Source organism: Streptomyces sp. JJ66, from assembly GCF_019303495.1.
Classification (GTDB): Bacteria; Actinomycetota; Actinomycetes; order Streptomycetales; family Streptomycetaceae; genus Streptomyces.
Map to the genome: position 1 here is coordinate 25274 of NZ_JAEVFI010000024.1, position 25979 is coordinate 51252.

At 73.5% G+C, this 25979-nt stretch carries 23 protein-coding genes and 1 pseudogene; 11 read left to right on the plus strand and 13 right to left on the minus strand.

Annotated features, from left to right (window positions below; translation table 11 throughout):
* Window positions 1-51 precede the first annotated feature (51 nt).
* From JJV70_RS17100 to ssd, 4 genes are all read right to left on the minus strand, one after another.
* A complete protein-coding gene (locus JJV70_RS17100; RefSeq protein ID WP_219048868.1) occupies window positions 52-840 on the minus strand; it encodes a type II secretion system F family protein in 789 nt (262 codons plus the stop codon).
* A complete protein-coding gene (locus JJV70_RS17105; protein ID WP_308294866.1) occupies window positions 830-1543 on the minus strand; it encodes a type II secretion system F family protein in 714 nt (237 codons plus the stop codon). The genes JJV70_RS17100 and JJV70_RS17105 overlap by 11 nt, the downstream gene beginning before the upstream one ends.
* Window positions 1544-1776: 233 nt before the next feature.
* Window positions 1777-3003 carry a TadA family conjugal transfer-associated ATPase gene (locus tag JJV70_RS17110; protein ID WP_219048870.1) on the minus strand — a complete coding sequence of 409 codons (1227 nt, stop codon included), beginning with the start codon at window positions 3001-3003 and terminating at the stop codon, window positions 1777-1779.
* Window positions 3000-4094, minus strand: a complete 1095-nt coding sequence (gene ssd, locus JJV70_RS17115; protein ID WP_219048871.1) for a septum site-determining protein Ssd — start codon at window positions 4092-4094, stop codon at window positions 3000-3002. The genes JJV70_RS17110 and ssd overlap by 4 nt, the downstream gene beginning before the upstream one ends.
* 457 nt (window positions 4095-4551) lie before the next feature.
* Here ssd and JJV70_RS17120 point away from each other — a divergent pair, with 457 nt between their 5' ends.
* Window positions 4552-5379, plus strand: a complete 828-nt coding sequence (locus JJV70_RS17120; RefSeq protein ID WP_219048894.1) for an HAD family hydrolase — start codon at window positions 4552-4554, stop codon at window positions 5377-5379.
* A 386-nt stretch (window positions 5380-5765) separates the two neighbouring features.
* Here JJV70_RS17120 and JJV70_RS17125 read toward each other — a convergent pair whose 3' ends face one another.
* Entirely contained in the window at window positions 5766-6587 is an 822-nt protein-coding gene (locus JJV70_RS17125; RefSeq protein ID WP_219048872.1) for an oxidoreductase, read from the minus strand.
* Window positions 6588-6712: 125 nt separating this feature from the next.
* Here JJV70_RS17125 and JJV70_RS17130 point away from each other — a divergent pair, with 125 nt between their 5' ends.
* Window positions 6713-7726: an ATP-binding protein gene (locus tag JJV70_RS17130; RefSeq protein ID WP_219048873.1), complete on the plus strand. Its 1014-nt coding sequence runs from the start codon at window positions 6713-6715 to the stop codon at window positions 7724-7726.
* A 117-nt stretch (window positions 7727-7843) separates the two neighbouring features.
* Here the strand turns inward: JJV70_RS17130 and JJV70_RS17135 are convergent, their stop codons facing one another.
* A complete protein-coding gene (locus JJV70_RS17135) occupies window positions 7844-9094 on the minus strand; it encodes a hypothetical protein (RefSeq protein WP_219048874.1) in 1251 nt (416 codons plus the stop codon).
* A gap of 361 nt (window positions 9095-9455) precedes the next feature.
* Between JJV70_RS17135 and JJV70_RS17140 the strand changes: the two genes are divergently transcribed.
* The 5 genes from JJV70_RS17140 to JJV70_RS17160 all read left to right on the plus strand — a co-directional run bounded on the left by JJV70_RS17140 (window position 9456) and on the right by JJV70_RS17160 (window position 16130).
* Window positions 9456-12005: a bifunctional SulP family inorganic anion transporter/carbonic anhydrase gene (locus tag JJV70_RS17140; RefSeq protein WP_219048875.1), complete on the plus strand. Its 2550-nt coding sequence runs from the start codon at window positions 9456-9458 to the stop codon at window positions 12003-12005.
* 112 nt (window positions 12006-12117) lie between these two features.
* Entirely contained in the window at window positions 12118-14079 is a 1962-nt protein-coding gene (gene acs, locus JJV70_RS17145; RefSeq protein ID WP_219048876.1) for an acetate--CoA ligase, read from the plus strand.
* Between the two features lie 186 nt (window positions 14080-14265).
* A complete protein-coding gene (locus JJV70_RS17150; protein WP_219048877.1) occupies window positions 14266-14763 on the plus strand; it encodes a phage holin family protein in 498 nt (165 codons plus the stop codon).
* A gap of 73 nt (window positions 14764-14836) precedes the next feature.
* Window positions 14837-15844 (plus strand): alpha/beta fold hydrolase, encoded by a 1008-nt coding sequence (locus tag JJV70_RS17155; RefSeq protein WP_257574101.1) that lies wholly within the window; start codon window positions 14837-14839, stop codon window positions 15842-15844.
* A gap of 109 nt (window positions 15845-15953) precedes the next feature.
* Entirely contained in the window at window positions 15954-16130 is a 177-nt protein-coding gene (locus JJV70_RS17160; protein WP_219048878.1) for a hypothetical protein, read from the plus strand.
* Between the two features lie 91 nt (window positions 16131-16221).
* Here the strand turns inward: JJV70_RS17160 and JJV70_RS17165 are convergent, their stop codons facing one another.
* The 3 genes from JJV70_RS17165 to nth all read right to left on the minus strand — a co-directional run bounded on the left by JJV70_RS17165 (window position 16222) and on the right by nth (window position 19081).
* Window positions 16222-17421: a MarP family serine protease gene (locus JJV70_RS17165; RefSeq protein WP_219048879.1), complete on the minus strand. Its 1200-nt coding sequence runs from the start codon at window positions 17419-17421 to the stop codon at window positions 16222-16224.
* Window positions 17422-17624: 203 nt separating this feature from the next.
* Complete coding sequence (locus JJV70_RS17170) at window positions 17625-18338, minus strand: CoA pyrophosphatase (protein ID WP_219048880.1); 714 nt, start codon at window positions 18336-18338, stop codon at window positions 17625-17627.
* Entirely contained in the window at window positions 18335-19081 is a 747-nt protein-coding gene (gene nth, locus JJV70_RS17175; protein WP_257574111.1) for an endonuclease III, read from the minus strand. The genes JJV70_RS17170 and nth overlap by 4 nt, the downstream gene beginning before the upstream one ends.
* A 341-nt stretch (window positions 19082-19422) precedes the next feature.
* On the opposite strand from nth, the gene JJV70_RS17180 reads away from it, so the two are divergent.
* Window positions 19423-20097 (plus strand): Crp/Fnr family transcriptional regulator, encoded by a 675-nt coding sequence (locus JJV70_RS17180; RefSeq protein ID WP_219048882.1) that lies wholly within the window; start codon window positions 19423-19425, stop codon window positions 20095-20097.
* Between the two features lie 140 nt (window positions 20098-20237).
* Here the strand turns inward: JJV70_RS17180 and JJV70_RS17185 are convergent, their stop codons facing one another.
* The gene (locus tag JJV70_RS17185) at window positions 20238-21068 is read right to left on the minus strand and encodes an MBL fold metallo-hydrolase (protein WP_219048883.1); all 831 of its coding nucleotides are present in this window, start codon (window positions 21066-21068) and stop codon (window positions 20238-20240) included.
* The gene (locus tag JJV70_RS17190) at window positions 21065-22012 is read right to left on the minus strand and encodes a collagen-like protein (RefSeq protein ID WP_219048884.1); all 948 of its coding nucleotides are present in this window, start codon (window positions 22010-22012) and stop codon (window positions 21065-21067) included. Before JJV70_RS17190 ends, JJV70_RS17185 begins: the two co-directional genes overlap by 4 nt.
* A gap of 115 nt (window positions 22013-22127) precedes the next feature.
* On the opposite strand from JJV70_RS17190, the gene JJV70_RS17195 reads away from it, so the two are divergent.
* Window positions 22128-22307, plus strand: coding sequence for a hypothetical protein (locus tag JJV70_RS17195; protein ID WP_219048885.1), 180 nt, complete (start codon window positions 22128-22130; stop codon window positions 22305-22307).
* A 21-nt stretch (window positions 22308-22328) separates the two neighbouring features.
* Here JJV70_RS17195 and JJV70_RS17200 read toward each other — a convergent pair whose 3' ends face one another.
* Window positions 22329-22910 (minus strand): Uma2 family endonuclease, encoded by a 582-nt coding sequence (locus JJV70_RS17200; RefSeq protein ID WP_219048886.1) that lies wholly within the window; start codon window positions 22908-22910, stop codon window positions 22329-22331.
* A gap of 86 nt (window positions 22911-22996) precedes the next feature.
* Here JJV70_RS17200 and JJV70_RS17205 point away from each other — a divergent pair, with 86 nt between their 5' ends.
* Window positions 22997-23428, plus strand: coding sequence for an ATP-binding protein (locus tag JJV70_RS17205; protein ID WP_219048887.1), 432 nt, complete (start codon window positions 22997-22999; stop codon window positions 23426-23428).
* 388 nt (window positions 23429-23816) lie between these two features.
* Here JJV70_RS17205 and JJV70_RS17210 read toward each other — a convergent pair.
* Window positions 23817-24811: pseudogene (locus tag JJV70_RS17210) on the minus strand (DMT family transporter).
* Window positions 24812-25007: 196 nt separating this feature from the next.
* Here JJV70_RS17210 and JJV70_RS17215 point away from each other — a divergent pair.
* Entirely contained in the window at window positions 25008-25943 is a 936-nt protein-coding gene (locus JJV70_RS17215; RefSeq protein ID WP_219048888.1) for a LysR family transcriptional regulator, read from the plus strand.
* Window positions 25944-25979: the final 36 nt, after the last annotated feature.

Genomic DNA, 25979 nt, shown 5'->3' on the forward strand with positions numbered 1-25979 from the left:
TGTGGTGTGGTGTGGTGTGGTGTGGTGCGGTAGGTGTGTGGGGCGGCCCGGTCACAGCAGGGAGCGACCGAGGCCGACGATCACCGGAGTGACGCCGGCGAGGAGGAAGGCGGGCAGGAAGCACAGGGCCAGCGGGCCGGTGACGAGCACTCCGGCCCGGCGGGCGCGTGCCTGCGCCGCGCGGGCCGAACGCGCCCGGCACTCGGCTGCCAGCCGCTCGACCTGATCCACGGCCGGAGCACCGGAGCCGTGGGCCCGTTCCAGGCACCGGGCCAGCGCGGTGGCCGCGGGCAGTTCCGCCAGCCGGGCCCAGGCCCGCACCGGTTCCGCGCCCAGCCGGAGTTCGTCGCACGTGCGCAGCAGCCGGTCCCCCAGCGGGCCGCCGAGACAGGAACCGACGGCCCGGGCGGCCTCTGCCGGGCTGGAACCGGCGGCCAGGCAGGCGGCCAGCAGTTGGGCGGTCAGCGGGAGCTGCCCGGTGACGGCCTGCTCCAGCGCGGCGTCGGCCCGCTGGTCGGCGCCCGCCCTGCGCACCCGCAGCCACCACCACATGGCGCAGGCCGCGGCGAGTCCGGCCAGCGTTCCCACCCTCCCGCCGACCAGGAGGAACGCCAGGGTTCCGGCGCCGGCCGCCACCCCGGCGTCCTGGGCGGAGGCCGGGATGGTGACGCGGCGCCCGGGGGCGGGGCGGCTCGCGGGGGCAACCGATCCCAGGACGGTGCGACGGCGCCGGCGTACGGCGCGCGACGCGCGGTGCGTGCGCAACCGGGCCGCTGCCAGAGCCGCGGCGACGGCCAGGACAGCGGCCGTCCACAGGCTGTGCATGGTGTCAGGCGCCATCGGCCCGCTCCTTCCGTGGCAGCGGGCGCGCGCCCTCGGCGGTGCGGACGAGGTGCCCTGTCCATGCCAGCCCCGCCCACTCCAGCAGGGCGGCGGCGACAGAAACCGCCCAGCCCGCCGGGGAGTGCAGCAGGAACCGCAGGGGCTCCGCGCCCATCGCGGTGCCCAGCAGCAGCCCGAGGACCGGGAGCAGGGCCAGCGCCACCGCTGTGGCCTGCGGCCCGGCCAGTTGGGCGCGCAACTCCTCCCGTTGGCCCTGCTCGCCGCGCAGCGCCTCGGCCACGCGGTCAAGCCCGTCGGCGAGCCCGGCGCCTCCGTAGGCGGCGACCCGCCAGCAGGCCGCGACCCCGGTCAGCCCCTCGGCACCCGGCTGCCGCGCGGCCCGGTGCAGGGCGGCGGGGACGTCTCCGCCGAAGCGGGCCGCGGCCAGCACCGCCGCGCCCGCGTCACCGAGTGCGGCACCCACACCCGCCGCGCCGAGTGCCTGCTCCGGCTGGCGGCCCGCGCGCAGTTCGGCGGCGACGGAGGCGCACAGCTCCACCACGGCCGCAGCCCGCCGCTCGGCCGCCCTGCCCGCCGCACGGCGCGCCAACCGGCGTCCGAGCAGCGGTGCGACGGCGACACCGGCGAGCACCGGCAGGACCGAGCCGCCGAGCACGGCGAGCACCGCGCCGGCCGGAACCGCGAGCCAGTGCGGCCCCACCCGCCGCCTGACGCCTCCCCACCAAGGCGGCGGATGCCTCCACCAGCGCGGCGGAGGCCGGCCGCCAAGCGCCGACCGCGTGCCGGGCATGGCATGGTCCGCCGTCCCGGTGGCTCCGGCGAGCAGCAGGCGAGCGCGCCGCGCGGGAGTGCCCAGGCCGCCGACCAGCCAGGCTGCCGCCCCCAGGCAGACCAGCGCCGCGTAGACGGGAGCGGGTGCGCCGCCCGGCCCCGTCACAGCGCGCCCCCGCCGCGCTCGCACAGCTCCCGCAGCCGCGCCCAGCCCGCCGCCGGAACGAACCCCTCCGCGCCCCACAGGGCTGCCGGAACGGTGTGCACGAACCCGGCGGTATCCCGCTCCAGCACGTGGATCTCGGCCACCCGGCGCCGCCCGGACCGCCCACGGGTGAGGTGGACGACGAGCGCCAGCGCGGCGGCGAGCTGGCTGTGCAGGGCAGCCCGGTCGAGCCCGGCCGTCATGCCCAGCGCCTCCAGCCGCGCCGGTACGTCACTGGCCGCGTTGGCGTGGACGGTGCCGCAGCCGCCTTCGTGACCGGTGTTCAGGGCGGCGAGGAGGTCGGCGACTTCCTCGCCGCGCACCTCGCCGACCACCAGCCGGTCGGGACGCATGCGCAGCGCCTGGCGCACCAGATCGCGCAGCCTGACCAGGCCAGCTCCCTCCTGGTTGGCTGGGCGGGCCTCCAGCCGCAGGACGTGCGGGTGGGCGGGACGCAGCTCCGCCGAGTCCTCGGCGAGGACGATCCGCTCACCGTCGCCCACCAGCGAGAGCAGAGTGCTCAGCAGCGTCGTCTTGCCGGAACCGGTGCCGCCGGAGACCACGAAGGACAGCCGGGCTTCCACCACGGCGCGCAGCAGCCGGTCCCCGCCGGGCGGCAGCGTGCCGGCGGCCACCAGCTCGGCCAGGTGGAAGGCGCGAGGCCGGGCCACCCGCAGCGACAGGAAGGGCGCGCCTACGGCGACGGGCGGCAGGACGGCGTGCAGGCGGGTGCCGTCGGGCAGCCGGGCGTCGGCCCAGGGACACGCGTCGTCCAGCCGGCGCCCCGCGGCGGCGGCCAGGCGCTGGGCGAGGCGGCGCACGGCGCCCGCGTCGGGGAAGCGGACGGCGGTGCGCTCCAGCCCGTGGCCGCGATCCACCCAGACGTCGGCGGGGCCGTTGACCAGGACGTCGGTCACCGCCTGGTCGGCCAGCAGGGGTTCGAGCGGGCCGGTGCCGACCAGCTCCGAGCGCAGGGCGGCGACGATGCCGAGCACCGCGCTGTCCCCCAGCAGCCGCCCCTGGGCCCGGAGCGCGGCGGCCACCCGGGCGGGCGTCGGTTCGCTCCCGGACTCGGCGAGCCGCAGCCGTACGGCGTCCACCAGTTCGGGGGACGGCAGGGCGGGCGGTGGCGTGGGGGCGGGAGCCGCCTGGGTACCGCCCACCGCCGCCGTCAGCGTGCTCATGCCGCCACGCTCCCTTGGCCGCCGACGGGCAGGGCGTGCTGGAGGAAGGCGGCGCAGAAGCGGGCGAGCGGGCTGCCCGGCGCCGCTCCGGGCGGTACCCCGCTGTCCACAGCCGCCGACAGCCCGCGTTCGGCCGGGAGTTCACCGGCCAGCGGCACCCCGAGCAGCCGGGCGATCTCGGCGCCGTCCAGCCCCGGGGTGAACGGCCCGCGTACCACGGCGCGCACATCGCGCACGGCCAGCGAGAGCCGGGACGCCAGCCGCCCGGACGCGGCGAGCGCGCGCAGTTCGGCCGGGACGACCAGCAGGCCCACATCGGCCTGGGCCCACGCCTGAGCAGTCGGTGCGTCCACCCCGCGCGGCACGTCCACCACGACGAGCCCACCGCGCCGCCGGGTAGCTGCCAGCACCGAGTGCATCGCCTCCGGACCCGGTGCCGCCGGAGCCGCCCGGTCCCAGCTGAGCACGCGCACGCCGTGCAGCAGCGGAAGGGACTCCTCCAGGGCGACGGCGCCGAGGCGGCCGCAGGAGCCGGTGAACGCGGGCCAGCGCAGCCCTTCCGCGGCCTCGCCGCCCAGCAGGACGTCGAGCCCGCCGCCGAGCGGGTCACCGTCCACCAGCACCGTGCGCCGGCCGCTGCGGGCTGCGGTGACCGCCAGGGCACAGGCCAGGGTGGAGGCGCCCGCGCCCCCGCGACCGCCGACCACGCCGACCGTGAGCGCCGGTTCCGCCACGCCCTCGGTAGCGTCGGCGATGCGCCCGGCCAGCCACGCCTCGGAGTCGGGCAGGAAGACCACCTGCTCGGCGCCGATGCGGATGCCGCGTTCCCAGATCCCGTGGTCGTCCAGATCCCGCCCGATCAGGAGCACGCCCGGCCGGCGCGGCGGGCGGCCCGGAGCGCCCCGCAGCCAGTCCGCCCTGTCGCCCCCCACCAGGACCAGCGGGGCCGTGCGCCACCGGGCCTCGCCGACCGGTGCGCCGTGTGCCACCTCGGCCTCCGCGCCCGCGGCCGCACACAGCCGCAGCAGATCGTCGAGTAGCGGTGCGTCCTCCGTGAGGATCAGGACTGGTTCACGGTGTGTTTCGGCCATCGGTCTCTCCCCTTCCGGCTTCAGCGCTCTCGCCTCCGCGAACTCGACACGGAAGGCGCTTGCGCAATCACCGTGCGGAAGCCGGGAGAATTTCGGGGATCTTGGCCCAAATCTGTGGAGAACTCTCCACCTGTGAATAACTCCGCCACACTTCTCGGTGACGGGCACAGCGCAGCACACCGATTACGTTCGGTTACGTGTTTGATGGGTGGCGCACTGCGGCCACGACTGACCCGCGGAACGGAGAGATCGCGATGTCCCAGCGCGAAAACACCCCCGGACATGCGACGACCCCCGCCGGGGGGGAGAGCGGGGGTCGTCTTCCTCGGTCGACTCGGGGGGGGAGGAGTCGAACCGGGTTAGCACGGTCGCGAACGATCCGTGACTTCCATGGTGTACCCGAGAGGCCTCTCAGGCAAACCCACACGCCACAGCCTACGCCGAATGGTGTCCCTCTATCCTCTCCCTCGTGGAAAACACCTCGCTGCCGCGCACCGCCGCCTTCTTCGACCTGGACAAGACGGTCATTGCGAAGTCGAGCGCGCTTACCTTCGGTAAGTCCTTCTACCGGGGCGGGCTGATGAATCGGCGCGCTGTGCTGCGCTCCGCTTACACGCAGTTCATCTTTCTCATCGGCCGCGCGGACCATGAGCAGATCGAGCGGATGCGCACCTACCTGTCCGCCCTGTGCCAGGGCTGGGACGTGGAGCAGGTCAAGGACATCGTCGCCGAGACGCTGCACGACATCATCGACCCGATCATCTACGACGAGGCCGCCTCGCTGATCGAGCGGCACCACCTCGCCGGGCGGGACGTGGTCATCGTCTCCACCTCCGGGGCCGAGGTGGTCGAGCCGATCGGCGAACTGCTCGGCGCGGACCGCGTGGTGGCGACGCGCATGGTGGTGGAGGAAGGCCGCTACACCGGCGAGGTGGAGTACTACGCCTACGGCCCCACGAAGGCGGAAGCCATAGCCGAGCTGGCGGCGTCCGAGGGGTATGACCTCTCCCGCTGCTACGCCTACTCCGACTCAGCCACCGATCTGCCGATGCTGGCGGCCGTCGGCCACCCGCACGCCGTCAATCCCGACCGCGCGCTGCGCCGGGAGGCGGCGGCCCGGGAGTGGCCGGTGCTGGCCTTCTCGCGTCAGGTGCGGCTGCGGCAGCGGCTGCCACAGCTGTCCATGCCCTCCGGGCCGGTGCTCGCCGCGGCGGCGCTGGGCGCGGCCGCGGCGACGGCCGGACTGGTCTGGTACACCAGCCGCCGGCGGGCGCTGAGAGCCTGACGGGCGGGGCAGCCAGCACAACGGCGGGAGCGCACACGGTTGCGGCGGTCCCGCTCCGGGGAGCAGGGCCGCCGCTGGCATGTTCACCCAGTTACCAGTGCGTGCTCGATATGCCCGATCAGGGCGGAGTCTTTGCCCGCCTGCTGATGCGGTAGGCCCGTAATCGACGGGTCGGCGTCGCGTGGGTTCTGGATGACCATGCTTCGGTCCGTGGGGCCTTGGTACTAAACGGTGATCCTCTCGGATCTCCGCTGGTCTCGCGGGCCGTTAAGTCCTTTGTACCCCCGGCGCGGGCGAAGCGGAAGCCCTGCGTCAGTTCTTTACTTTCTCCTTCAAACATCACCAAAGCGGACACCCGGGCGCCCTGACGCTCCGCCCGGGCCCGGTCAGGCCGCGCCGCGCTGCAACGCCTCGCAGACGGCCGTGGACTCCCGGGCGCCCAGCTCGACCGCCCGCCCACAGTGGTTGATCCACCCGGCCATGCCCTCGGGCGTGCCCTCCGCGTACCCGGTCAGCGCGCGCCGGTAGGCGTCGGCGTCCTCCTCCGCGTGGCCGACCTCCGCCGGGCAGATGGACTTCGGGTCCAGCCCGCTGCCGACGAGGACGATGCGTTCCGCCGCGCGGGCGATGAGGCCGTTGTACGAGCCGAAGGGCCGCAGCTCCAGCAGTTCTCCGTGCACGACCGCCGCTGTCACCAGCGCGGGCGCCGAGGAGCCGGTCACGATGACGTCAGCGAGGCCGTCGAGCCGGGCGGAGACCTCGGCGGCGTCGGGCAGCGGCAACGGGACGCCCGGCTCGTCCACCGGCTCGCCCGCGCGCCGGGGCCGGCCGACCGCCTCCTCGTCGGCCGCTCCGGAGGCCGCCACCAGGTGCAGCCGGGCCAGGACCCGCAACGGCGACTGCCGCCAGATCGGCAACAGCTGACCGGCCTCCGCCGTGACCCGCAGCGCCGCGCCCATCGTCCGGGCCTGCGCGTCGGAGCTGAAGTCCGTGCGCCGCCGCACCTCTTCCAGCGCCCAGTCCGCCCCGGCGAGCGCGGCCGAGGCACGGGCCCCGCGCAGCACCGCCTCGGCGGTGACCTCCGTACTGCGCCGCCGCATCACCCGGTGCCCGTACACCCGGTCCACCGTCTTGCGCATCGACGCGACGGCGGCGTCGATGCCGGGCAGCGCGGCGAGCGGCGCCAGCGCGTCACGACTCGTACTCATGAGTAGAGACCCTACGCACCCAGGCCCGGGCCCCGTGCGGCAGGCGGCCCACGAACGGGTGGTCTTCTTCACTCGGCTACCGACTTCGGCACGAGCCGCCGCGCAGCACCCCTACGCTTTTGAACATGAAGATCGCTTTCGTTGGCAAGGGCGGCAGCGGCAAGACGACCCTGTCCTCCCTGTTCATCCGTCACCTCGCCGCCCGCCGCGCCCCGGTCATCGCCGTGGACGCCGACATCAACCAGCACCTCGGGGCGGCGCTCGGCCTGGAAGAGGCTCAGTCCGCCGCGCTGCCCCCGATGGGCGCCCAGCTGCCGCTCATCAAGGAGTACCTGCGCGGCACCAACCCGCGGATCAGCGGCGCCGAGGCGATGATCAAGACGACGCCGCCCGGCGCCGGGTCGCGCCTGCTGCGCGTTACCGAGGACAATCCGGTCTACGACGCCTGCGCGCGCGCCCTCACCCTCGACGGCGGCGAGGTGCGGCTGCTGGTCACCGGCCCGTTCACCGAGGCGGACCTCGGCGTCGCCTGCTATCACTCCAAGGTGGGTGCCGTGGAGCTGTGCCTGAACCACCTGGTGGACGGGCGCGGGGAGTACGTCGTCGTCGATATGACGGCTGGTTCCGACTCCTTCGCCTCCGGTCTGTTCACGCGGTTCGACATGACGTTCCTCGTCGCCGAGCCCACGCGCAAGGGCGTCGCCGTCTACCGCCAGTACCGCGAGTACGCCCGCGACTTCGGGGTGCCGCTGAAGGTCGTCGGCAACAAGGTGGAAGGGCCGGACGATCTGGAGTTCCTGCGCGCCGAGGTCGGTGACGACCTGTTGGTGACCGTCGGCCACTCTCCCTGGGTGCGCGCGATGGAAAAGGGCCGCCCGCAGCCGCTCGCCGCGCTGGAGGACGTCAACCGGCAGGCGCTGGAGACGCTGTACGCGACGGCCGACGCCGCCTACGAACGGCGGGACTGGGAGCGGTACACCCGGCAGATGGTCCACTTCCACCTGCGCAACGCCGAGAGCTGGGGCAACGCGCGCACGGGGACGGACCTCGCGGCCCAGGTGGACCCGGACTTCGTCCTCCGCGAGGAGCCCCGCGAGGTCGTGGGACCTCGCACCCCGAGCGCTCCGCAACCCGCGTGAGCAGCACGCCGGGCGCCTGACCAGCGCGCCGGGCGCCCCGACCAGCGCGCCGGGCATGCGCTGCGGCCCGACGGTGCGCGCGGTGCGCCGTCGGGCCGCAGCCGTGCCGGAAGCCGGTCAGGCGCCCTCCGGCTCCCGGGCCGGTTCGGCAGCCGCCGGGGCCGCGAGGAACGCCTGCCACCCCTGGGCCGGCTCCTCACCCACCCCGAGCGTGCGCAGCTTCTCCAGGACGGCTGGGTCCTGCGCGTCGAGCCAGTCCACGAGCTGACGGAACGACACGCACCGCACCTCGTCCTGCCCGCACACGGTCTTGATGACGTCCTCGACGGCGCTCATGTAGATGCCGCCGTTCCACCCGTTGAAGTGGTTTCCGATGATGAGCGGCGCCCGGTTGCCGTGGTAGGCGCGCTCGAAGCCCTGGAGCAGACCGTCCCGCATCTGCCGCTCCCACCGCGGCCACATCGCCGGATCGCCGCTGCCGGGGCCTGACTGGTTGACCATGAAGTTGTAGTCCATCGACAGTGTTTCCAGCTTGCGGCCCGGCATCGGCACGAGCTGGAGCGGGATGTCCCACAGCCCGTGTTCCTTCTCCGGCCACACCTGCTGCCCGATGCCGCTGGAGTCGTAGCGGAAACCGACGTCGCGGGCGGCCTTGACCAGGTTCTCCCGGCCCTCCAGGCAGGGGGTGCGGCCGCCGATCAGCTCGCGCTCGTAGTCGAACGGCAGCGGCTTCGCATCCTTCCACCCGGTTGTTGTCTTCCAGTGGGTGACGAACCACTTGGCCTGCTGGATCTCGCTCTTCCAGTCAGCCTCCGACCAGCTCGCGACGCCGGTGGGCCCGCAGAAGTGGCCGTTGTAGTGGGTGCCGATCTCGCTGCCGTCGCGCCAGGCGCCGCGCACCTGCTCCAGCGTGGCGCGGACGTTCTCGTCCTTCAGGTAGCCGATGTCGGAGGCACCGGGTGAACGCCCGGGCGGGGCGTAGCGGTGGGCCTCGTCCTCGGGCAGCAGGTAGATGCCGCTGAGGAAGTACGTCATGTGCGCGTCGTGCTCGCGGCCGATCTCGCGGAAGCGGGAGAAGAGCTGCTTGTCGTCCTCGCCGGCGCCGTCCCAGGAGAAGACCACGAACTGGGGCGGACGTTCCCCGGGGTCCAGCCGGGTCACCTTGGGCTGGTGGGGCTGCGCTCCGGTGAAGGCGGTGGAGCCGTCACCGATCACCCGGGGTACCTCGGGCGCGGCCGCCTTTGCCCCCGTCCGGCTCTTGCCGCTGGTGTCCCCGGCGTCGTCCGCCGCGCCGCCGCACCCGGCCACCAGGACCGTCGTCGCGATCACTGCCGCCGCCCCACCGCAGCGCTTCCGTGCGTCCGCCATCGCTCACCTCTCCACTCGGCGCCTTCGCTCGCGGCGCGCCCCGTCCCGCTCCGCGCGTCCCGCGCACCGCGTACACAAAAGGTCGCACAGTGTGATTGAAGTATTGATATGACAAACAGACTTCGGTGCGAGCTTCACTCAAAGGGAGGAATGCTGCGGGCCGATCTCCGTGAAAGACAGGCATCGGCTTTACCTGGCATTACGCGCCGTTTACCATTCCTTGGTAGTAATCAGTCCTGCACACACCGTGACCCCCGTCTGGCGGGGCGCCGGTGTGCGTTTCCCCTGCTCAGTGGCCCGGTGCGGCCGGGGCAGGGGGGCGCGCCCGGCCCCCTGCCGTGACCGAGACGAAGAGGGATCGATGTCCGACTGCGCTTCCACGCCCCCCTCCGCCGGCCCGCCCGGCACCGGCACCCCGCGCTCCCCCTCCCCGACGGCCGCCTCCACCGCGCCAGCCGCCCCGGCGGACGCCCCCAGCCCCGGCGTCCCCGTCCTGGACAGCGGCCAGCCCAGCCCGGCCACCGGCGTCCGCACCGCCGCACGCACCGCCGACCACACCGCCGAACCCCCCGGCGGGCGCACCGCGAGTGCTTCCGCGCCCCGGGCACCCCGCGGGCGCTGGGGAGCGGACCTCTCGGCCTCCATCACCGTGTTCCTGGTGGCCCTGCCGCTGTCCCTGGGCATCGCGCTGGCCACCGGGGCGCCGCTCCAGGCCGGTCTCGTCTCCGCGGCCGTGGCCGGCATCGTCGTCGGCCGGTTCGGCGGCGCCCCGCTCCAGGTCAGCGGCCCGGCCGCCGGGCTGACGGTCGTCGTGGCCGACCTGATCCAGGCCCACGGCTGGCGGACGACCTGCGCGATCACCGTCCTGGCCGGGCTCACCCAGCTGGCGCTCTCCCGGTTCCGGGTGGCCCGCTCGGCGCTGATGGTCAGCCCCGCGATCGTGCACGGAATGCTCGCGGGCATCGGCGTCACGATCGCCATCGCCCAGCTGCACATCGTGCTCGGCGGGAGCCCGGAGAGTTCCGTCATCGCCAACGTGGCCGAGCTGCCACACCAGCTGACGCACCTGCACCCCGCCGCGCTCTCGGTCAGCGTGCTGACCGTCGGCGTGCTGCTGCTGTGGCCCCGGCTGCGCGGCCGGTTCGGGCAGGTGCTGCGCACCGCGCCCGCACCGCTGGTCGCCGTCGTCCTGGCCACCGGCTTCGCCGCGCTCGCCGCGCTCGACCTGCCGCGCGTGGACCTGCCGTCCTGGAGCAGTCACGCGCTGCCCTCCCTCCCCGAGGGCCCCGTGCTCGGGCTGCTGGCCGCGGTGCTGACGATCACGCTGGTGGCGAGCGTGGAGTCACTACTGTCCGCCATCGCGATCGACAAGCTGGCCGCCGCCCGCGTCCAGCGCACCGGCGAGCCGCCGATCCCGCGTGCCGACCTCGACCGCGAACTGCGCGGCCAGGGCGCCGCCAACGTCCTGTGCGGCGCGCTGGGCGGGCTGCCCGTCACCGGCGTCGCCGTGCGCAGCACCGCGAACGTGCGCGCGGGCGCCGTCAGCCCCCGCTCGGCCATGCTGCACGGCTGCTGGGTCGCGCTGGCCACGCTGCTGCTGGTGGGGCCGCTGGAGCTGATTCCGCTGGCGGCGCTCGCGGCGCTGGTCATGGTCGTCGGCGTACAGATGGTCAACATCACGCACATCCGCACCGTGACGCGGCACCGCGAGGCACTGGTGTACGTGGCGACGACGCTGGGCGTGGTGTTCCTCGGCGTGCTGGAGGGTGTGGGCATCGGCATCGCGGTGGCCGTCGGCGTCGCGCTGCACCGGCTGGCGCACACCCGGATCGCGTACGCGCCGCCCGGCGACGGGGAGGGCGGGGGGACACACCGGGTGCTGGTGCGCGGCCAGCTGACGTTCCTGGCCGTGCCCCGGCTCAGCCGCACCCTGGGCCAGGTTCCGCACGGCAGCCGCGCCCACGTCGAGCTGGACGGCTCGTTCATGGACCACGCCGCCTACGAGACGCTGCAGGACTGGCGCACCGCCCACGAGGCGCACGGCGGCCGGGCGGAGATTTCCGGCCGGGCCGGGGTGCGCATCGCCGAGCCCAGCACCGCCCACCACTGCACGCCGTGGACGCCGTGGCGCAACCACCAGTGCACCCGGCCCGAGCCCGTGGCGGACGACGGGTCCCCGGCCACCCAGGCGGCCGGGGACCCCGCCCCCGGCGACGCGCGTGGGGGCCGGCGCGGACAGCTGCTCGGCGGGGTGCGGAACTTCCAGCGGCACACCGCCCCCCTGGTGCGCGAGGAGCTGGCCCGCCTGGCCCGGGACGGCCAGCAACCCTCGCACCTGTTCCTCACCTGCGCGGACTCCCGCCTGGTGACCAGCATGATCACCTCCAGCGGCCCAGGTGACCTCTTCACCGTGCGCAACATCGGCAACCTGGTGCCGCTGCCGGGCGAGGACGGGGGCGACCACTCCGTGGCGGCGGCCATCGAGTACGCCGTACACGTGCTGGAGGTCGGCGCCATCACCGTGTGCGGCCACTCCGGCTGCGGCGCGATGCAGGCGCTGCACGCCAGCCGGGGCCAGGCGCCGGGCGACGCGCTGCCGCAGGCGCTCACCCGCTGGCTGCGGCACGGCCAGCCGAGCGTGGCGCGCCTGGCGTCGGGCGTGCGCCCGGCACCCCGGCTGGCGGACCGGGAGGCGGCCGACGAGGTGGAGGCGCTGTGCCTGGCCAACGTCGTCCAGCAGCTGGAGCACCTGCGCGCCCACGAACCGGTGGCCCAGCGGGTGGCCGAGGGCTCGCTGGAGCTGCACGGCATGTACTTCCACGTCGGTGACGCGCAGACCTACGTCCTGGACGCGTCGGACGCCTCGGACCGCGCGACGCCGCCGCTGTTCACCCCGGTGCACCCGAAGTAGCCGCGTACCGCGAAAGGTCTACACCACATGCCTGAGAACCCTTGTCACGCCCCCTGCCAAGCTGCTGAGGTATGAGCTCAGACACAGCCAGACACCGGGAAAGGCGGATGCCGTGAGCACTGAGAGCTTGGCGAACCTTTTGAAGGAGGAACGCCGCTTCGAACCCCCGGCCGAGCTGGCCGCGCACGCCAACGTGACCGCCGATGCCTACGAGCGCGCCCGCGCGGACCGGCTCGGGTTCTGGGCTGAGCAGGCCCGCAGGCTCACCTGGGCTACCGAGCCGACCGAGACGCTCGACTGGTCCAACCCCCCGTTCGCCAAGTGGTTCCAGGACGGCACGCTCAACGTCGCCTACAACTGCGTGGACCGGCACGTGGAGGCCGGGCACGGCGACCGGGTCGCGATCCACTTCGAGGGCGAGCCCGGCGACACCCGCACGCTCACCTACACCGACCTCCAGCGCGAGGTGTGCCAGGCCGCGAACGCGCTCACCGAACTGGGCGTCGCGGCCGGGGACCGGGTGGCGATCTACCTGCCGATGATCCCGGAGGCGGTCGTCGCCATGCTGGCCTGTGCCCGCATCGGCGCCCCGCACTCGGTGGTCTTCGGCGGCTTCTCGGCCGACGCGCTGGCCACCCGCATCGAGGACGCCGACGCCCGCGTCGTCATCACCGCCGACGGCGGCTACCGCAAGGGCGCGCCCAACGCGCTGAAGCCAGCCGTTGACGAGGCGCTGACGCGTCCCGGTACCCAGAACGTGCGCTCGGTACTCGTCGTGCGCCGCACCGGGCAGGACGTCGCCTGGACCGAGGGCCGGGACCTGTGGTGGCACGAGGTCGTCAGCCAGCAGAGCGACCAGCACACGCCGCAGGCGTTCGGCGCCGAGCAGCCGCTGTTCATCCTCTACACCTCGGGCACCACGGGCAAGCCGAAGGGCATCCTGCACACCAGCGGCGGCTACCTCACCCAGGTCGCCTACACCCACCACGCCGTCTTCGACCTCAAGCCGGAGTCGGACGTGTTCTGGTGCTCGGCCGACATCGGCTGGGTGACCGGCCACTCCTACATCGTCTACGGCCCGCTGGCCAACGGCGCCACCCAGGTCATGTACGAGGGGACGCCGGACACCCCGCACAAGGGACGCTGGTGGGAGATCGCGGAGAAGTACGGCGTCACGCTCTTCTACACCGCGCCCACCGCGATCCGGGCCGCCATGAAGTGGGGCGACGACATCCCCGAGGCGTTCGACCTGTCCAGGCTGCGCCTGCTGGGCTCCGTCGGCGAGCCGATCAACCCGGAGGCGTGGATCTGGTACCGCGAGCACATCGGCGGCGGCCGTACGCCGATCGTGGACACCTGGTGGCAGACGGAGACCGGCGGCATGATGATCAGCCCGCTGCCCGGGGTCACCGCCACCAAGCCCGGGTCGGCCCAGGTGCCGTTGCCCGGCATCGCCGCGACGGTGGTGGACGACGACGGACACGAGGTGCCGGACGGCAGCGGCGGCTACCTGGTGCTGACCGAGCCGTGGCCGTCGATGCTGCGCACGATCTGGGGCGATGACCAGCGCTACCTGGACACCTACTGGTCCCGCTTCCCGGACCGCTACTTCGCCGGTGACGGGGCGAAGAAGGACGAGGACGGGGATGTGTGGCTGCTGGGCCGGGTGGACGACGTCATGCTCGTCTCCGGGCACAACATCTCCACCACGGAGGTGGAGTCAGCACTCGTCTCCCACCCCTCCGTCGCGGAGGCCGCCGTCGTCGGCGCGACGGACCCGCAGACGACGCAGGCCATCTGCGCCTTCGTCATTCTGCGCGGCTCGGTGGCCGAGAGCGGGGGGCTGACGGAGGAGCTGCGCGCGCACGTCGCCCAGCAGCTGGGTCCGATCGCCAAGCCCCGGCGCATCCTGCCCGTCGCGGAGCTGCCGAAGACGCGCTCGGGCAAGATCATGCGGCGCCTGCTGCGCGATGTCGCGGAGCACCGCGAGCTGGGTGACGTCACCACCCTGACCGACTCCTCGGTGATGCGGCTGATCCAGGACCAGCTACCGAACGCGGCCAGCGAAGACTGACCCGGTTCGGGACGGGGAAGGGCGCCGGAGCGTGGCAGCTTCGGCGCCCTTCGCGCGTGCCCGCTACGCTGGGCGCCCCGTCTGCCGGTGATCGCGGGGAACGGGGTGCCCCCGGGTAACGTGGCGCGCGCCGGGAAGCCGGAAGACGCCCCACGGAACGAGTCAGCACAGTCAAGGGAGTGAGCCATGAGCGGAGCCCAGGACGGCGGAGCGCGGGACGGCCGCAGCCTCGGCCAGTTGGTCGCCTCGGCCTCGTCGGATCTGTCGGCGCTGGTGCACGAGGAGATCGCACTGGCCAAGACGGAGATGAAGGCGTCCGTCACCCGGGGCATCGCGGGCACCGGCGCCATCGTCGTCGCGGGCGTGCTCGCGCTCTTCTCGCTGCCCGTCTTCAGCTTCGCCCTCGCCTACTGGCTCCACGCCTGGTGGAAGATCCCGCTGGCGGTGGCGCTGGCCATCGTCGGCGGGCTGATGCTCCTGTTCGCCGTGGTGTGCGGGCTGATCGCCCGCTCGCTGCTGCGGAAGATCCAGCCGCCCCAGGAGACGATCGCCTCCACCAAGAAGACCGCCGCCGTGCTGTCGAACGCCAAGCCTCACCCACGTCCCGCGCGAGAGCCCCGGGCGGTCGCCATGGTGAAGGACGAGCAGGCGCTGCCCACGGGCACGAACCCCGGCGGGGTATGAGCGGCCCAGGGGGCATGAGCGGCCCAGGGGCGAACCGGGGAAGAAGACCGCTGTCTGGTGACAGACTGCTCCCATGACCACCCCCGCCGCCGACCCGCCCGGCGCCCCCGGCGTCCCCGCACCGCCCGTCCCCCTCTCGTCCGTCCCCGCACCGTCCGTCCCCGCGTCGCCTGTTCCCGCGCTGGACGGTCCCTGGACGCACCGGGACGTCGCCGCCAACGGCGCCCGCTTCCACATCGCCGAACTCGGCGACGGACCGCTGGTGCTGCTGGTGCACGGCTTCCCGCAGTTCTGGTGGACCTGGCGGCACCAGCTGACGGCGCTGGCCGACGCCGGTTACCGCGCCGTCGCGATGGACCTGCGCGGCGTCGGGGGCAGCGACCGCACCCCGCGCGGATACGACCCGGCGAACCTGGCGCTGGACATCACCGGCGTCATCCGTTCCCTGGGCGAGCCGGACGCCGCCCTCGTCGGCCACGACCTCGGCGGCTACCTCGCCTGGACGGCCGCCGTGATGCGGCCCAAACTGATCCGCCGCCTGGCCGTCGTCTCCATGCCGCACCCGCGGCGCTGGCGCTCGGCGATGCTGCGGGACATGCGGCAGACGGCGGCGGGCTCGCACATCTGGGGCTTCCAGCGCCCGTGGGTGCCCGAGCGGCAACTCGTCGCCGACGACGGCGCGCTGGTGGGGCGGCTGATCCACGAGTGGTCCGGGCCGCGACTGCCCGAGGCGTTCGACGACGACGCCGTGCGCACCTACCAGCAGGCCATGTGCATCCCGTCCACGGCGCACTGCTCGGTGGAGCCGTACCGCTGGCTGGTCCGCTCGCTCGCGCGGCCCGACGGCGTCCAGTTCTACCGGCGGATGAAGCGCCCGGTGCGGGTGCCGACGCTGCATCTGCACGGCTCGCTCGACCCGGTGCTGCGCACCCGCAGCGCGGCGGGCTCCGGCCAGTACGTCGAGGCCCCTTACCGCTGGCGCCTGTTCGAGGGCCTCGGCCACTTCCCGCACGAGGAGGATCCGGCCGCGTTCACCACCGAGCTGACGGACTGGCTGAAGGACCCCGAGCCGGACCGCTGACGGCGAGCGCCCACCCGGCCGCGCCCATCCGCACAGGTGCCTGACGCCTACTCCGCTTGTGTGCGCCTCGTACGGTTATCGACCTTGGACGACGGGCAGAGTGCGGGGTATGGGTTGGACATACGACCAACGTGACGTGTCCCGCAACATCCCCTCTCGCGGCGCCGGTTCGCATCCCCGGCCGCTCCGTGGCGCGCCCGGTGTGGTGCGGGACCCACGCATCGGCATCCCGCACCTCCTGGGCCGCCGCGCCCGCTGGATGGGCGCGCGGCTGCGGCACCGCTAGCGCCTGCGCGGCTCGCCCTATCCCGCCGGAACTGAGCACGCCGGTGTTGGCGTTCGTGGCGCTGGTCCGCACGGCTCCGCCGGGCGGGTGGCTACATCGCGCAGCTCTGGGTGTCCACGGGGCGCCCCGCCGCCCGGCCACGGGTGATGTCCTCGCGCACCTCGTCCAGCGTCAGCGCGTACCCGGTGTTGGCGTCGTCCAGCGACTTGGCGAAGATGACGCCGTACACCGCGCCCTCCGGCGTCAGCAGCGGGCCGCCGGAGTTGCCCTGCCGCACGATCGTGCGCAGTGAGTAGACGTCACGGCGCACCATGCCACGGTGGTAGATGTCGGGCCCGTCGGCCTGCACCCGGCCGCGCACGCGGGCTGAGCGGGCGTCGAAGCCGCCGTTTTCGGGGAAGCCCGCGACGATCGCGCCGTCGCCGGTGGTGGCGTCGCCCTCGGCCAGCGGGAGCGGGGCCGCGTCGAGGCCGGGGACGTCGAGCACGGCGATGTCGCGTTCCCAGTCGTAGAGCACGATCTGGGCGTCGTAGAGCCGCCCCTCCCCGCCGACCTGCACCGTGGGCTCCTCCACCCCGCCGACGACATGCGCGTTCGTCATCACGCGCTCGCGGTGGAAGACGAACCCGCTGCCCTCCAGCGACTTGGCGCAGCTCGCCGCCGTCCCGGTGATCTTGACGATGGACTCCCGGGCGCGGGCGACGGCCGGGCTGCCCGCCAGCTCCGGGTCCGGCTCCGGGACGCTGGTGATGGGCTCGTTGGTGAACGGCGAGAACACCTGCGGGAAGCCGCCCCGCGCGAGCACGGAGGTGAAGTCGGTGAACCAGGTGCCCGCCTGGCCCGGCATGGCCTGCGAGACGCCGTGCAGCACGCTGGAGGCCCGCACCTCGCGGCCCACGGTGTTGAGCGTGGTAGCCGCGAGCAGCGAGCCGACCAGCCAGGCGACGAACAGCATGGCCACGACGTTGACCAGCGCGCCGCCCGTCGCGTCCACCACCCGCGCCGGTGACCAGGTGATGTGCGCCCGCAGCCGGTTGCCCAGGTGGGTGGTCAGCGCCTGCCCGACGCAGGCGCACACCACGACGAGCACCACGGCCGCCACCGCCTGCGGGGTCCCCGCCGAGGCGCCGCCGCTCAGTTCCTTCCACAGCGGCGGCAGCACCATGACGGCGGCCAGCCCGCCGCCCAGGAAGCCCGCCACGGACAGCACGCCGACGACGAATCCCTGGCGGTAGCCGATGAGGGCGAACCACACGGCCGCCAGCACCAGCAGGAGGTCCAGCACGTTCACCGTGTCACCTACGCCTCGGTCGCCGTATCAGGGGGCTCACAGCCGCTCCGTTCGGTTGGCTTCGGACTCTCGTTCGCTCACCGCGCTCGTCGCGTTGGGGCACATCAGCAGCACCGTAAGCACCATCAGCGCCCCGCGCATCGCGGGACCGGGGCGGACGCGGAACGTGCGGCCGGTACGGCGCGGGACCGGCGGCGGGGCCGTCAGGCGTGCCAGTCCAGCGGTATGCCACGGCTGTGGTCCCAGGGGCGCTCCCAGCCGGCGAAGTGCAGGAGACGGTCGATGATCCCGGCGGTGAAACCCCACACCAGTGCGTCCGCCACCTGGAAGCAAGGGCCTCGGTAGCCGCTGGGGTGCAGTGCCGTGCCCCGGTTGGCGGGATCGGCCAGTTCAGCGACGGGCACGGTGAACACCCGCGCCGTCTCCCCCATGTCCACCGCCTGCACCGGTGTCCGCTCGCGCCACCAGCCGAGCACGGGCGTGACGACGAAGTCGCTCACCGGGATGTACAGGCGCGGGAGCACCCCGAAGACCTGCACGCCCGCCGGGTCAAGCCCGGTTTCCTCCTCGGACTCGCGCAGCGCGGCCCGCAGTGGACCCTCCCCCCGCGGGTCGCCGTCCTCCGGGTCGAGCGCGCCGCCGGGGAAGGACGGCTGCCCGGCGTGCGCGCGCAGGTTCCCGGCACGCTCCGTCAGCAGCAGTTCGGGGCCGGGCGCCCCGTCGGCGCCCCGGGCCTCGCCGAACAGGACGAGCACGGCGGAGGGCCGCCCCCCGGTGGGCGGCGGCAGGAAGCGGCTGAGCTGCTCGGGCAGCACCGTGTCGGTGGCCGCCGCCAGCGGCGTCAGCCACGCGGGCAGGCCGTCGGTGCTGACGGCGACGGACGCGGCGGCCGCGCCGTCCGGCCGGGGGACCCTCACGGCGTGCCCAGCGGCGGAGCGGGGCGGCCCGGGTAGTCGGCCGGGGGGTTCAGGCGCTGGCCGGGCTGGCCGCCCATCTCGTACTTGAGCAGCTTCTTCGCCTTCTGAGGGTCCGTCTCGCCCTCGCCGTAGGCCGGGCACAGCTCCGCGATCGGGCAGGCACCGCAGGCCGGGCGGCGGGAGTGGCAGATGCGGCGGCCGTGGAAGATCGTGCGGTGCGAGAAGTCCGTCCACTCGCTCTTGGGGATGATCTCGGCGATCTCGGCCTCGACCCGGTCCGGGTCCGTCTGCTCGGTGAGTTTCCAGCGGCGCACCAGGCGGCCGAAGTGCGTGTCCACGGTGAGCCCGGGGCGTCCGAACGCGTTGCCGAGGACGACGAAGGCGGTCTTGCGGCCGACGCCGGGCAGGCTGACGAGATCCTCCAGCTTCCCCGGCACCTCACCGCCGAAGCGGTCGCGCAGCGCGGTGGACAGGCCGGTCAGGGACTTCGCCTTGTTGCGGAAGAAGCCGGTGGGCCGGATCAGCTCCTCCAGTTTCTCGGGATCGGCCGCCGCCATCTCCTCGGGCGTGGGGTAGGCCGCGAACAGGGCGGGCGTCGTCTGGTTGACCCGCAGGTCGGTCGTCTGGGCGGACAGCACCGTGGCGACCAGGAGCTGGAACGGGTTCTCGAAATCCAGCTCCGGATGGGCGTAGTAGTAGACCTCCGCCAGCTCGCGGTTGATACGGCGGGCCCGGCGCACCATGCCGAGCCGCGTCTCGCCCTTGCGCGGCCGCGCCCCGCGCACCGCCTTGGGCGTCACATCCGTCCGGCGTGCGGGCCGCTGTTCGCCCACGGCGGAATCCTCGCCAGCGCTCACCCGTCCGGCCCCTTTCTCCTGTGCTCCTCCTGAGCTGCCTGCCACCCGGCCAGCGTAAGGGGACGCGCCGACATTCGGGCCGGACCTCGGATAATCCCGGCCCGACCGGCCCCCTGCCGCACACTGGGAAGAGGGGGTGCGTCAAACTTGTGAGCGATCGCACTGTTTCGCACGTCCGGCATCATGGGGCCCGTACCCTCATGCGCAGGCCGACAAGGAGAAGACTCGTGGACGACGTTCTGCGGCGCGCCCCGCTCTTCGCGGCGCTCGATGAGGAGCAGGCGGCTGAGCTGCGCGCCTCCATGACCGAGACGACCCTGGCCCGCGGCGAGGCCCTGTTCCACGAGGGGGACCCGGGTGACCGGCTCTACGTCGTCACCGAAGGCAAGGTCAAGCTGCACCGCAGCTCGCCGGACGGGCGCGAGAACATGCTGGCCGTCCTCGGCCCCGGCGAGCTGATCGGCGAGCTGTCCCTGTTCGACCCCGGTCCGCGCACGGCCACGGCCAGCGCGCTCACCGAGGTCAAGCTGCTGGGCCTGGGCCACGGTGACCTCCAGCCCTGGCTGAACGTGCGGCCCGAGGTGGCCTCCGCCCTGCTGCGCGCCGTCGCCCGCCGTCTGCGCCGCACCAACGACTCGATGTCCGACCTGGTCTTCTCCGACGTGCCCGGCCGCGTCGCCAAGGCCCTGCTGGACCTCTCGCGCCGGTTCGGCGTGCAGTCCGAGGAGGGCATCCACGTCGTGCACGACCTGACCCAGGAGGAGCTGGCACAGCTCGTCGGCGCCTCCCGCGAGACGGTGAACAAGGCACTGGCCGACTTCGCCAGCCGTGGCTGGCTGCGGCTGGAGGCCCGCGCGGTGATCCTGCTCGACGTCGAGCGCCTGGCCAAGCGGTCGCGCTGACACCGGGGTTGCGCTGACGCGCTGGGGCCGGGGCGGCACGGTCGCGCTGGGGCCGGGATTGCGCCGGTGAGAGCCTGGCGGGCCTGGCGGCTGCGGTTCCGGCGGTTCTTGCGGTCCCGGCGGTTCCGGCGGTTCCCGCGTCAGATCAGACCGTGGTCGGTCAGGTACTCCAGCTGGGCACGGACGGAGAGTTCGGCGGCGGGCCACAGGCTGCGGTCCACATCGGCATAGACGTGCGCCACGACCTGCCCAGGTGTGCGGTAGCCGTTCTCGACCGCCGTCTCCACCTGCGCCAGCCGCTTCGCACGGTGCACCAGGTAGTAGTCGATGGCGCCCTGGGCGTCGGCCAGTACGGGGCCGTGCCCGGGCAGCACCGTGCTGACCCCGTCGTCCACGGTGAGGGAGCGCAGGCGGCGCAGCGTGTCCAGGTAGTCGCCGAGCCGCCCGTCGGGGTGGGCGACGACGGTCGTGCCGCGCCCGAGCACGGTGTCGCCGGTGAGCACGGCGGCGTCGGCGGGCAGGTGGAAGCTGAGCGAGTCGTGGGTGTGGCCGGGCGTGGCGACCACGCGCAGCTCCAGCCCGCCGGTGGTGACGACGTCGCCCGGAGCGAGCCCTTCGGTGCCGAGCCGCAGCGCCGGGTCCAGTGCGCGCACCGGCGAGCCGGTCAGCTCGGCGAGGCGGGCGGCGCCCTCGGCGTGGTCGGGATGGCCGTGGGTCAGCAGCGTCAGCCCCACCCGCTGGCCCTGGCGCTCGGCGGCCTCGACGACCGCCCGCAGGTGTCCCTCCTCCAGCGGACCGGGGTCGATGACGACGGCCACGTCCGCGTCCGGTTCGGCGACGATCCAGGTGTTCGTGCCGTCCAGCGTCATCGGTGACGCGTTCGGCGCGAGCACACAGGTGGCCCGTGCCGTGGCGGGGCCACTGGCGACGGCTCCGCGCGGCTGGCCGGGAAGCTGGGCGGCGTTCGTCATACCCGGAAGATCCTCTTCTCGAACTCGTCGTGCCCCGGCCAGCTGAGCACGATCTCGTCTCCGTCCAGTGTGGCGCGGGCCAGCACGGGCGTCAGGTCGCGGTCGGCGGCGCGGGCCAGCGCCTCGTCGGCGCGGCGCAGCGTGGTGAGGTCGCGCAGGGTGGCGATGGTGGGCGGCATCATCGTCAGCTCGCCACGGTCGTAACGCGCGGCGGCCTCCGCCGGAGCGATCCACACCGCGCGGTCCGCCTCACTGGAGGCGTTGCGGGTGCGCTGGCCAGAGGGCAGGGCGGCGACGAAGAACCAGGTGTCGTAGCGGCGCTCCTCGAACTCCGGGGTGATCCAGCGGGCCCACGCACCGAGCAGGTCGCTGCGCAGCACGAGGTCACGGCGGGCGAGGAAGTCGGCGAAGGACAGCTCGCGGTCCACCAGCGCGCGCCGGTCGGCCTCCCACTGGGCGCCCGTGGTGTCGGCGACGACGGTGACCGCGTCCGGGCCCGCGAGCAGCACGCCCGCCTCCTCGAACGTCTCCCGCACGGCCGCGCAGACGATGGCCTGCGCTTCGGCCGGGCCCACGCCCAGCCGCTCGCCCCACACCGCGCGCGCTGGTCCGGCCCAGCGCACCTCGGCCTCGTCGCGCGGGTCCACACCGCCACCGGGGTAGGCGTAGGCGCCGCCCGCGAAGGCCATCGACGTCCGCCGCCGCAGCATGTGCACGCGGGGGCCGCGCGCGCCATCCGCGCCCCGGGACCCGCGCTCGCCGTCCGCGCCCCGGGGGCCGCGCTCGCCGTCCGCGCTGTCGTCCCGCAGCAGCATCACCGTGGCCGCGGGCTTCGGCGTCACCGGCGTCAGCTCGCCGCGCTGGTGCGCCCTGATCCGCTCCGGCCAGGACGCGGGGTACCACTGGCCGTCTCGCCGGCCGCCGCCCCGCCCGTTGCTCGCCATGAGCGGATCGTACGGCGCCGGGGTGCGCGGATTCGAGCGCCCGGGGCAGCGGCGTCCGAGATGCCGGATTCCGCCACCCGGGGGACAGTGGAGGGACGACGAGGAGGGGCCCGCCATGTCCAAACACCACAACCGCCAGCCCCACGGTGAACGCGGCTTCACCGACCGGGAACACTCCCGCAACACCGCCGCCGAGCAGCGCGCCCGGCAGGCGATGCGGGACACCGCGTGGGGCGGCCGCGCGAAGAACCACGGCAAGACGCAGAAGGCCACCCTCAAGCACCGCGGGCGCTGACCCGCCGGGCTGCGGTGCCCGTCAGCGCACCCAGTTCTTCAGCGGCTCCGTCTCCAGGGTGATCCCGACCGGGCTCGGCAGCTCCACCTTCCTGCCGAACGGCACGGTGTGCGCGTGCTCGTACCGGACGCCGTCGGGCCGCGCGTACACGGTCACCTCGCAGCTGGCGCGGTCGATGAGCAGATACACCGGGATGCCCGACTCCGCGTAAGCCCGGGGCTTGTCCGCCCGGTCCCGGCGATCGGTGTCCGCGTCGTACGAGGTGACCTCCACGGCCATGAGCACAGGCTCGGGCTCCGCCCACTCCCCCGCCCCGACGAACGCCTCGCTGTCCGCCAGCGCCCCGTCGGGCCGGGCACGCCCCGCCCGGTACGCCTGCACCTTCAACCCCTGGTCATGCAGCCACAGCTCGGGGCGCGCCTGCATGCACACCCGCGTGAGCCACTGGAGGGCTCTGCCGTGGTCACCGTCAGGCCCTGCCTTGACGCGCGGCTTTCCCCCCAGGAACTCCAGCCGGAGCCCTTCGACCGGGTGGGCGGCACGGCGCGCGAACTCCTCGAACTGCTCCGGCAGCATCTGCGGCCGGTCGTCGCTCGCCGTCATAGGCTTCATTATCACGCACCCGTGACGAAGCTGAACGCACCATCCGCACCAGGCGTACCTCTCCGTGAGTCGAGGGAGTGGTCGCGATGGACGAGGTCAGTCAACCGCTCGGAGAACAGCTCGGGACGATGACGCTCCACCCACGGGCGGATTCGGTGTCTACCGCACGCCGCTGGTTCCGCAAACTCATCGCTCCCTACCCCCTGGCCCGCTCGCTGGACGACTGCGTGCTGCTCCTGTCGGAGCTGGTCACCAACGCCCTGCTGCACGGCGACGTGGGCACCGAGGACCGCATCCGCGTCGAATGGCACCGCGAGGGCACGGCGTTGCGCGTGTGCGTCCACAACCCCGGGCCGCCGCCGCAGGCCGTGCGGTTACGCCACCCACGTCCCGACCAGCCGCACGGCCGGGGCCTGCTCCTGGTCAGCGCCCTCGCCGACTCCTGGGACACCGCCCCCAGCCCCTTCGGCGGCACCGCCGTCTGCTTCACACTGGCGGACGCCCTCCCCGCCCCGTGAGGCGTGCCCCGGCGGGCGAAGGTGCTCCCCGGCCCGACTGCTCAAGCTCGTCATTGCTCAAACTGCTCTGCAGCGGCAGCCAGTGCGTCTCGTACACCTGCTTGCCACGGGTCGGCAGGCACATGAAGGGATAGTTGCGCAGCAAATCGGCCTGGCTGAGCATCAGTCCGGTGTTGTGAAGGGACTCGACTGCTGAGGTTTTCTCAGCGAGATCACCTCGGTGAAGCGGGCTGACCGGCAGGTGCCCGGGCTGATCGGGCCGGACGGCCCGGGCTGGACAGTGTGAAGCCCCTGGCGGGACGGGCCTGCCACGGCCATGTCCGTTGCACCAGAGGCTCCCGTCGGTCACCGATGGCACACCCTCGACGGGGCTGCCAGGCTCGGGCGCTCAGCGGGCTTCCTCCGGCGGGATTGTGGCCACTGTGGCGGGGGCGGCACCCGCCGGAACCCCGGAGACCGCCGCGCCGCCCGCGTGGCCGGGTTCACCAGCGGCCAGCTCCCCGGAGACCGCTTCCCCGCGTGTCGGCTTCCCGACGTTCGCCGCAGCCGGCCGCCGTGTCATCCCCACCCCCCACAGGACGACGGCCATGCCCAGGACCACGCGCATACCAAGATCCTCGCCGAGGACGACAGTGCCGAGCAGCACGGAGACGACGGGCAGCAGATAGCCGACCACGGCGGCGTTGGTAGCCCCCTCGTCGTTGATGATCCGGTAGGTGAGATGGAAGGTGATCGCGGTGCAGAGGATGCTGAGGGCGACGGCGGCCGTCACCACCGTAAGGCTGGGTCGATCCGCTCCAGCCCGCCGACGGGCATCGCGGAGGCGGTCAGTCCGGTCGCGGCGAGGAGTTGGGCTGCGGAGAGCGAGATGGTCGGGGTCCCCTTACGGACCAGCGTGCGGCCCATGTAGGTGAACGCGACGGCGTAACTGGCGGCCGCGCCGAGGATGGCGAGGGCGCCCCAGCTGGCGCCGCCGGTGGTCTGCCAGGGGGCGAAGATGACGATGGTGCCCGCGAAGCCGAGCAGCAGACCGGCCACCCGCACCCGGTGGATTCCCCGCTCCGAACCGAGGGCCAGACCGAGGGCGATCGACCAGAGGGGTGTCGTCGCGTTGAGGACGCCCGCGAGACCGGAGTCGACGGTCTGCTGACCGAGGCTGAACAGCGCGAAGGGGAGGGCGTTGCAGAAGAACGCCGCCACCGCTATGTGCCGCCACACAGCACCGGCCCGGGGCAACCGGTGCCCCGTCGCGTAGCAGGCGACCACGAGGACGAGGGCTCCCAGCGCGCACCGGGCGAAGGTGACCTGGAGCGGTGAGAGTCCCCTCAGCGCCAGCTCGATCCAGAGGAACGTGGAACCCCAGAGCAGGGCGAGCACGGCCACCCGCAAGCCGCCCCACAGACTCTGTGCGCTGCTGTTCACGATGCGTCCTCCATCGGGTTCGTCCGGCCTCGCGCGGACGGTCGGCCGTCACAGGTCGTCACGGGGTGGTGCGGGGCGGTGCCCGCCCTTCGAAGGTGCCTCAGCCGAGACCTACGAGCAAGCGAATGATTCTACTTATTTTGTTAAGCTGTGCTACATGCTTGATGTGAGGCGCCTGCAAGTCCTGCGCGCGGTGGTCACGAGTGGCACGGTCACCGCCGCCGCGGCCCACCTCGGTTACACACCTTCGGCAGTCAGCCAGCAGGTTGCGGCGCTGGAGAAACAGGCAGGCACCCCCTTGCTCGAACGGGCCGGCCGGGGGGTGCGCCCCACGGCCGCGGGGCTGCTGCTGACCGAGCACGCCGCCCTGATCGGTGCGGCGGTCTCGCAGGCCGAGACGGCGCTCGCCGATCTCCGGGCCGGGCGGACCGGCCGTCTGGCGGTCCGCTACTTCGCCACGGCGGGTTCCACGCTGGTGGCGCCCGCCCTGGCCAAGGTCCGGGGGGAGCATCCGGGCGTCCGTATCGACCTCGAACTCAACGACGCGGACGTGCCGTTCCACGACGTGGCGCCGGGCCGGACCGACGTGGCCGTCGCCGTGCAGGCGCGGGACCGTGCCGGTCCCGGCTTCCGGGTCGTCCACCTCCTCGACGATCCGTACGACGCCGTCCTGCCGCCCGGACACGTGCTTGCCGCCAAAGAGGTCGTCGATCTGCACGAACTCTCCGGTGAACAGTGGGTCGGCAGTGAGCCGCCCGGCCCGTGCCTGGAGCCGGTGATCGACTCCTGCGCGGCAGCGGGCTTCAGCCCGGACTTCGCGATCCGGAGCGAGGACTATGCCACCGCTCAGGGGTTCGTCGCGGCCGGGCTTGGAGTCGGCCTGATGCCGAGGCTGGGGCTGCGCAACCGGCATCCGGGTGTCGTCGTGCGCCCGGTCCGCAACCCCGAGCCGCTCCGGGTCATCTCGGCGGTTGTGCGGGAGACCGCACTCGAACAGCCCGCGCTGCGGGGGCTGCTGGACGCGCTGCGGGCCGCCGCTCACCCGCCTGCCGGACCGGTCCCGTCCGTGGGGACAGACCTGTCCGCGGGGTAGCCCGACCCGAGCGCCGGGCCCCGACCGGTCGGGCGG

What these genes read in the sequence shown, in the direction of transcription:
- JJV70_RS17100 (WP_219048868.1), bottom strand. Translation starts at nt 840, where the DNA reads ATGGCGCCTGACACCATGCACAGCCTGTGGACGGCCGCTGTCCTGGCC.
- JJV70_RS17110 (WP_219048870.1), bottom strand. Translation starts at nt 3,003, where the DNA reads ATGAGCACGCTGACGGCGGCGGTGGGCGGTACCCAGGCGGCTCCCGCC.
- ssd (WP_219048871.1), bottom strand. Translation starts at nt 4,094, where the DNA reads ATGGCCGAAACACACCGTGAACCAGTCCTGATCCTCACGGAGGACGCA.
- JJV70_RS17125 (WP_219048872.1), bottom strand. Translation starts at nt 6,587, where the DNA reads ATGAGTACGAGTCGTGACGCGCTGGCGCCGCTCGCCGCGCTGCCCGGC.
- JJV70_RS17130 (WP_219048873.1), top strand. Translation starts at nt 6,713, where the DNA reads ATGAAGATCGCTTTCGTTGGCAAGGGCGGCAGCGGCAAGACGACCCTG.
- JJV70_RS17135 (WP_219048874.1), bottom strand. Translation starts at nt 9,094, where the DNA reads ATGGCGGACGCACGGAAGCGCTGCGGTGGGGCGGCGGCAGTGATCGCG.
- JJV70_RS17140 (WP_219048875.1), top strand. Translation starts at nt 9,456, where the DNA reads ATGTCCGACTGCGCTTCCACGCCCCCCTCCGCCGGCCCGCCCGGCACC.
- JJV70_RS17150 (WP_219048877.1), top strand. Translation starts at nt 14,266, where the DNA reads ATGAGCGGAGCCCAGGACGGCGGAGCGCGGGACGGCCGCAGCCTCGGC.
- JJV70_RS17155 (WP_257574101.1), top strand. Translation starts at nt 14,837, where the DNA reads ATGACCACCCCCGCCGCCGACCCGCCCGGCGCCCCCGGCGTCCCCGCA.
- JJV70_RS17160 (WP_219048878.1), top strand. Translation starts at nt 15,954, where the DNA reads ATGGGTTGGACATACGACCAACGTGACGTGTCCCGCAACATCCCCTCT.
- nth (WP_257574111.1), bottom strand. Translation starts at nt 19,081, where the DNA reads ATGGTGCGCCGGGCCCGCCGTATCAACCGCGAGCTGGCGGAGGTCTAC.
- JJV70_RS17185 (WP_219048883.1), bottom strand. Translation starts at nt 21,068, where the DNA reads ATGACGAACGCCGCCCAGCTTCCCGGCCAGCCGCGCGGAGCCGTCGCC.
- JJV70_RS17190 (WP_219048884.1), bottom strand. Translation starts at nt 22,012, where the DNA reads ATGGCGAGCAACGGGCGGGGCGGCGGCCGGCGAGACGGCCAGTGGTAC.
- JJV70_RS17195 (WP_219048885.1), top strand. Translation starts at nt 22,128, where the DNA reads ATGTCCAAACACCACAACCGCCAGCCCCACGGTGAACGCGGCTTCACC.
- JJV70_RS17200 (WP_219048886.1), bottom strand. Translation starts at nt 22,910, where the DNA reads ATGACGGCGAGCGACGACCGGCCGCAGATGCTGCCGGAGCAGTTCGAG.
- JJV70_RS17205 (WP_219048887.1), top strand. Translation starts at nt 22,997, where the DNA reads ATGGACGAGGTCAGTCAACCGCTCGGAGAACAGCTCGGGACGATGACG.
- JJV70_RS17215 (WP_219048888.1), top strand. Translation starts at nt 25,008, where the DNA reads ATGCTTGATGTGAGGCGCCTGCAAGTCCTGCGCGCGGTGGTCACGAGT.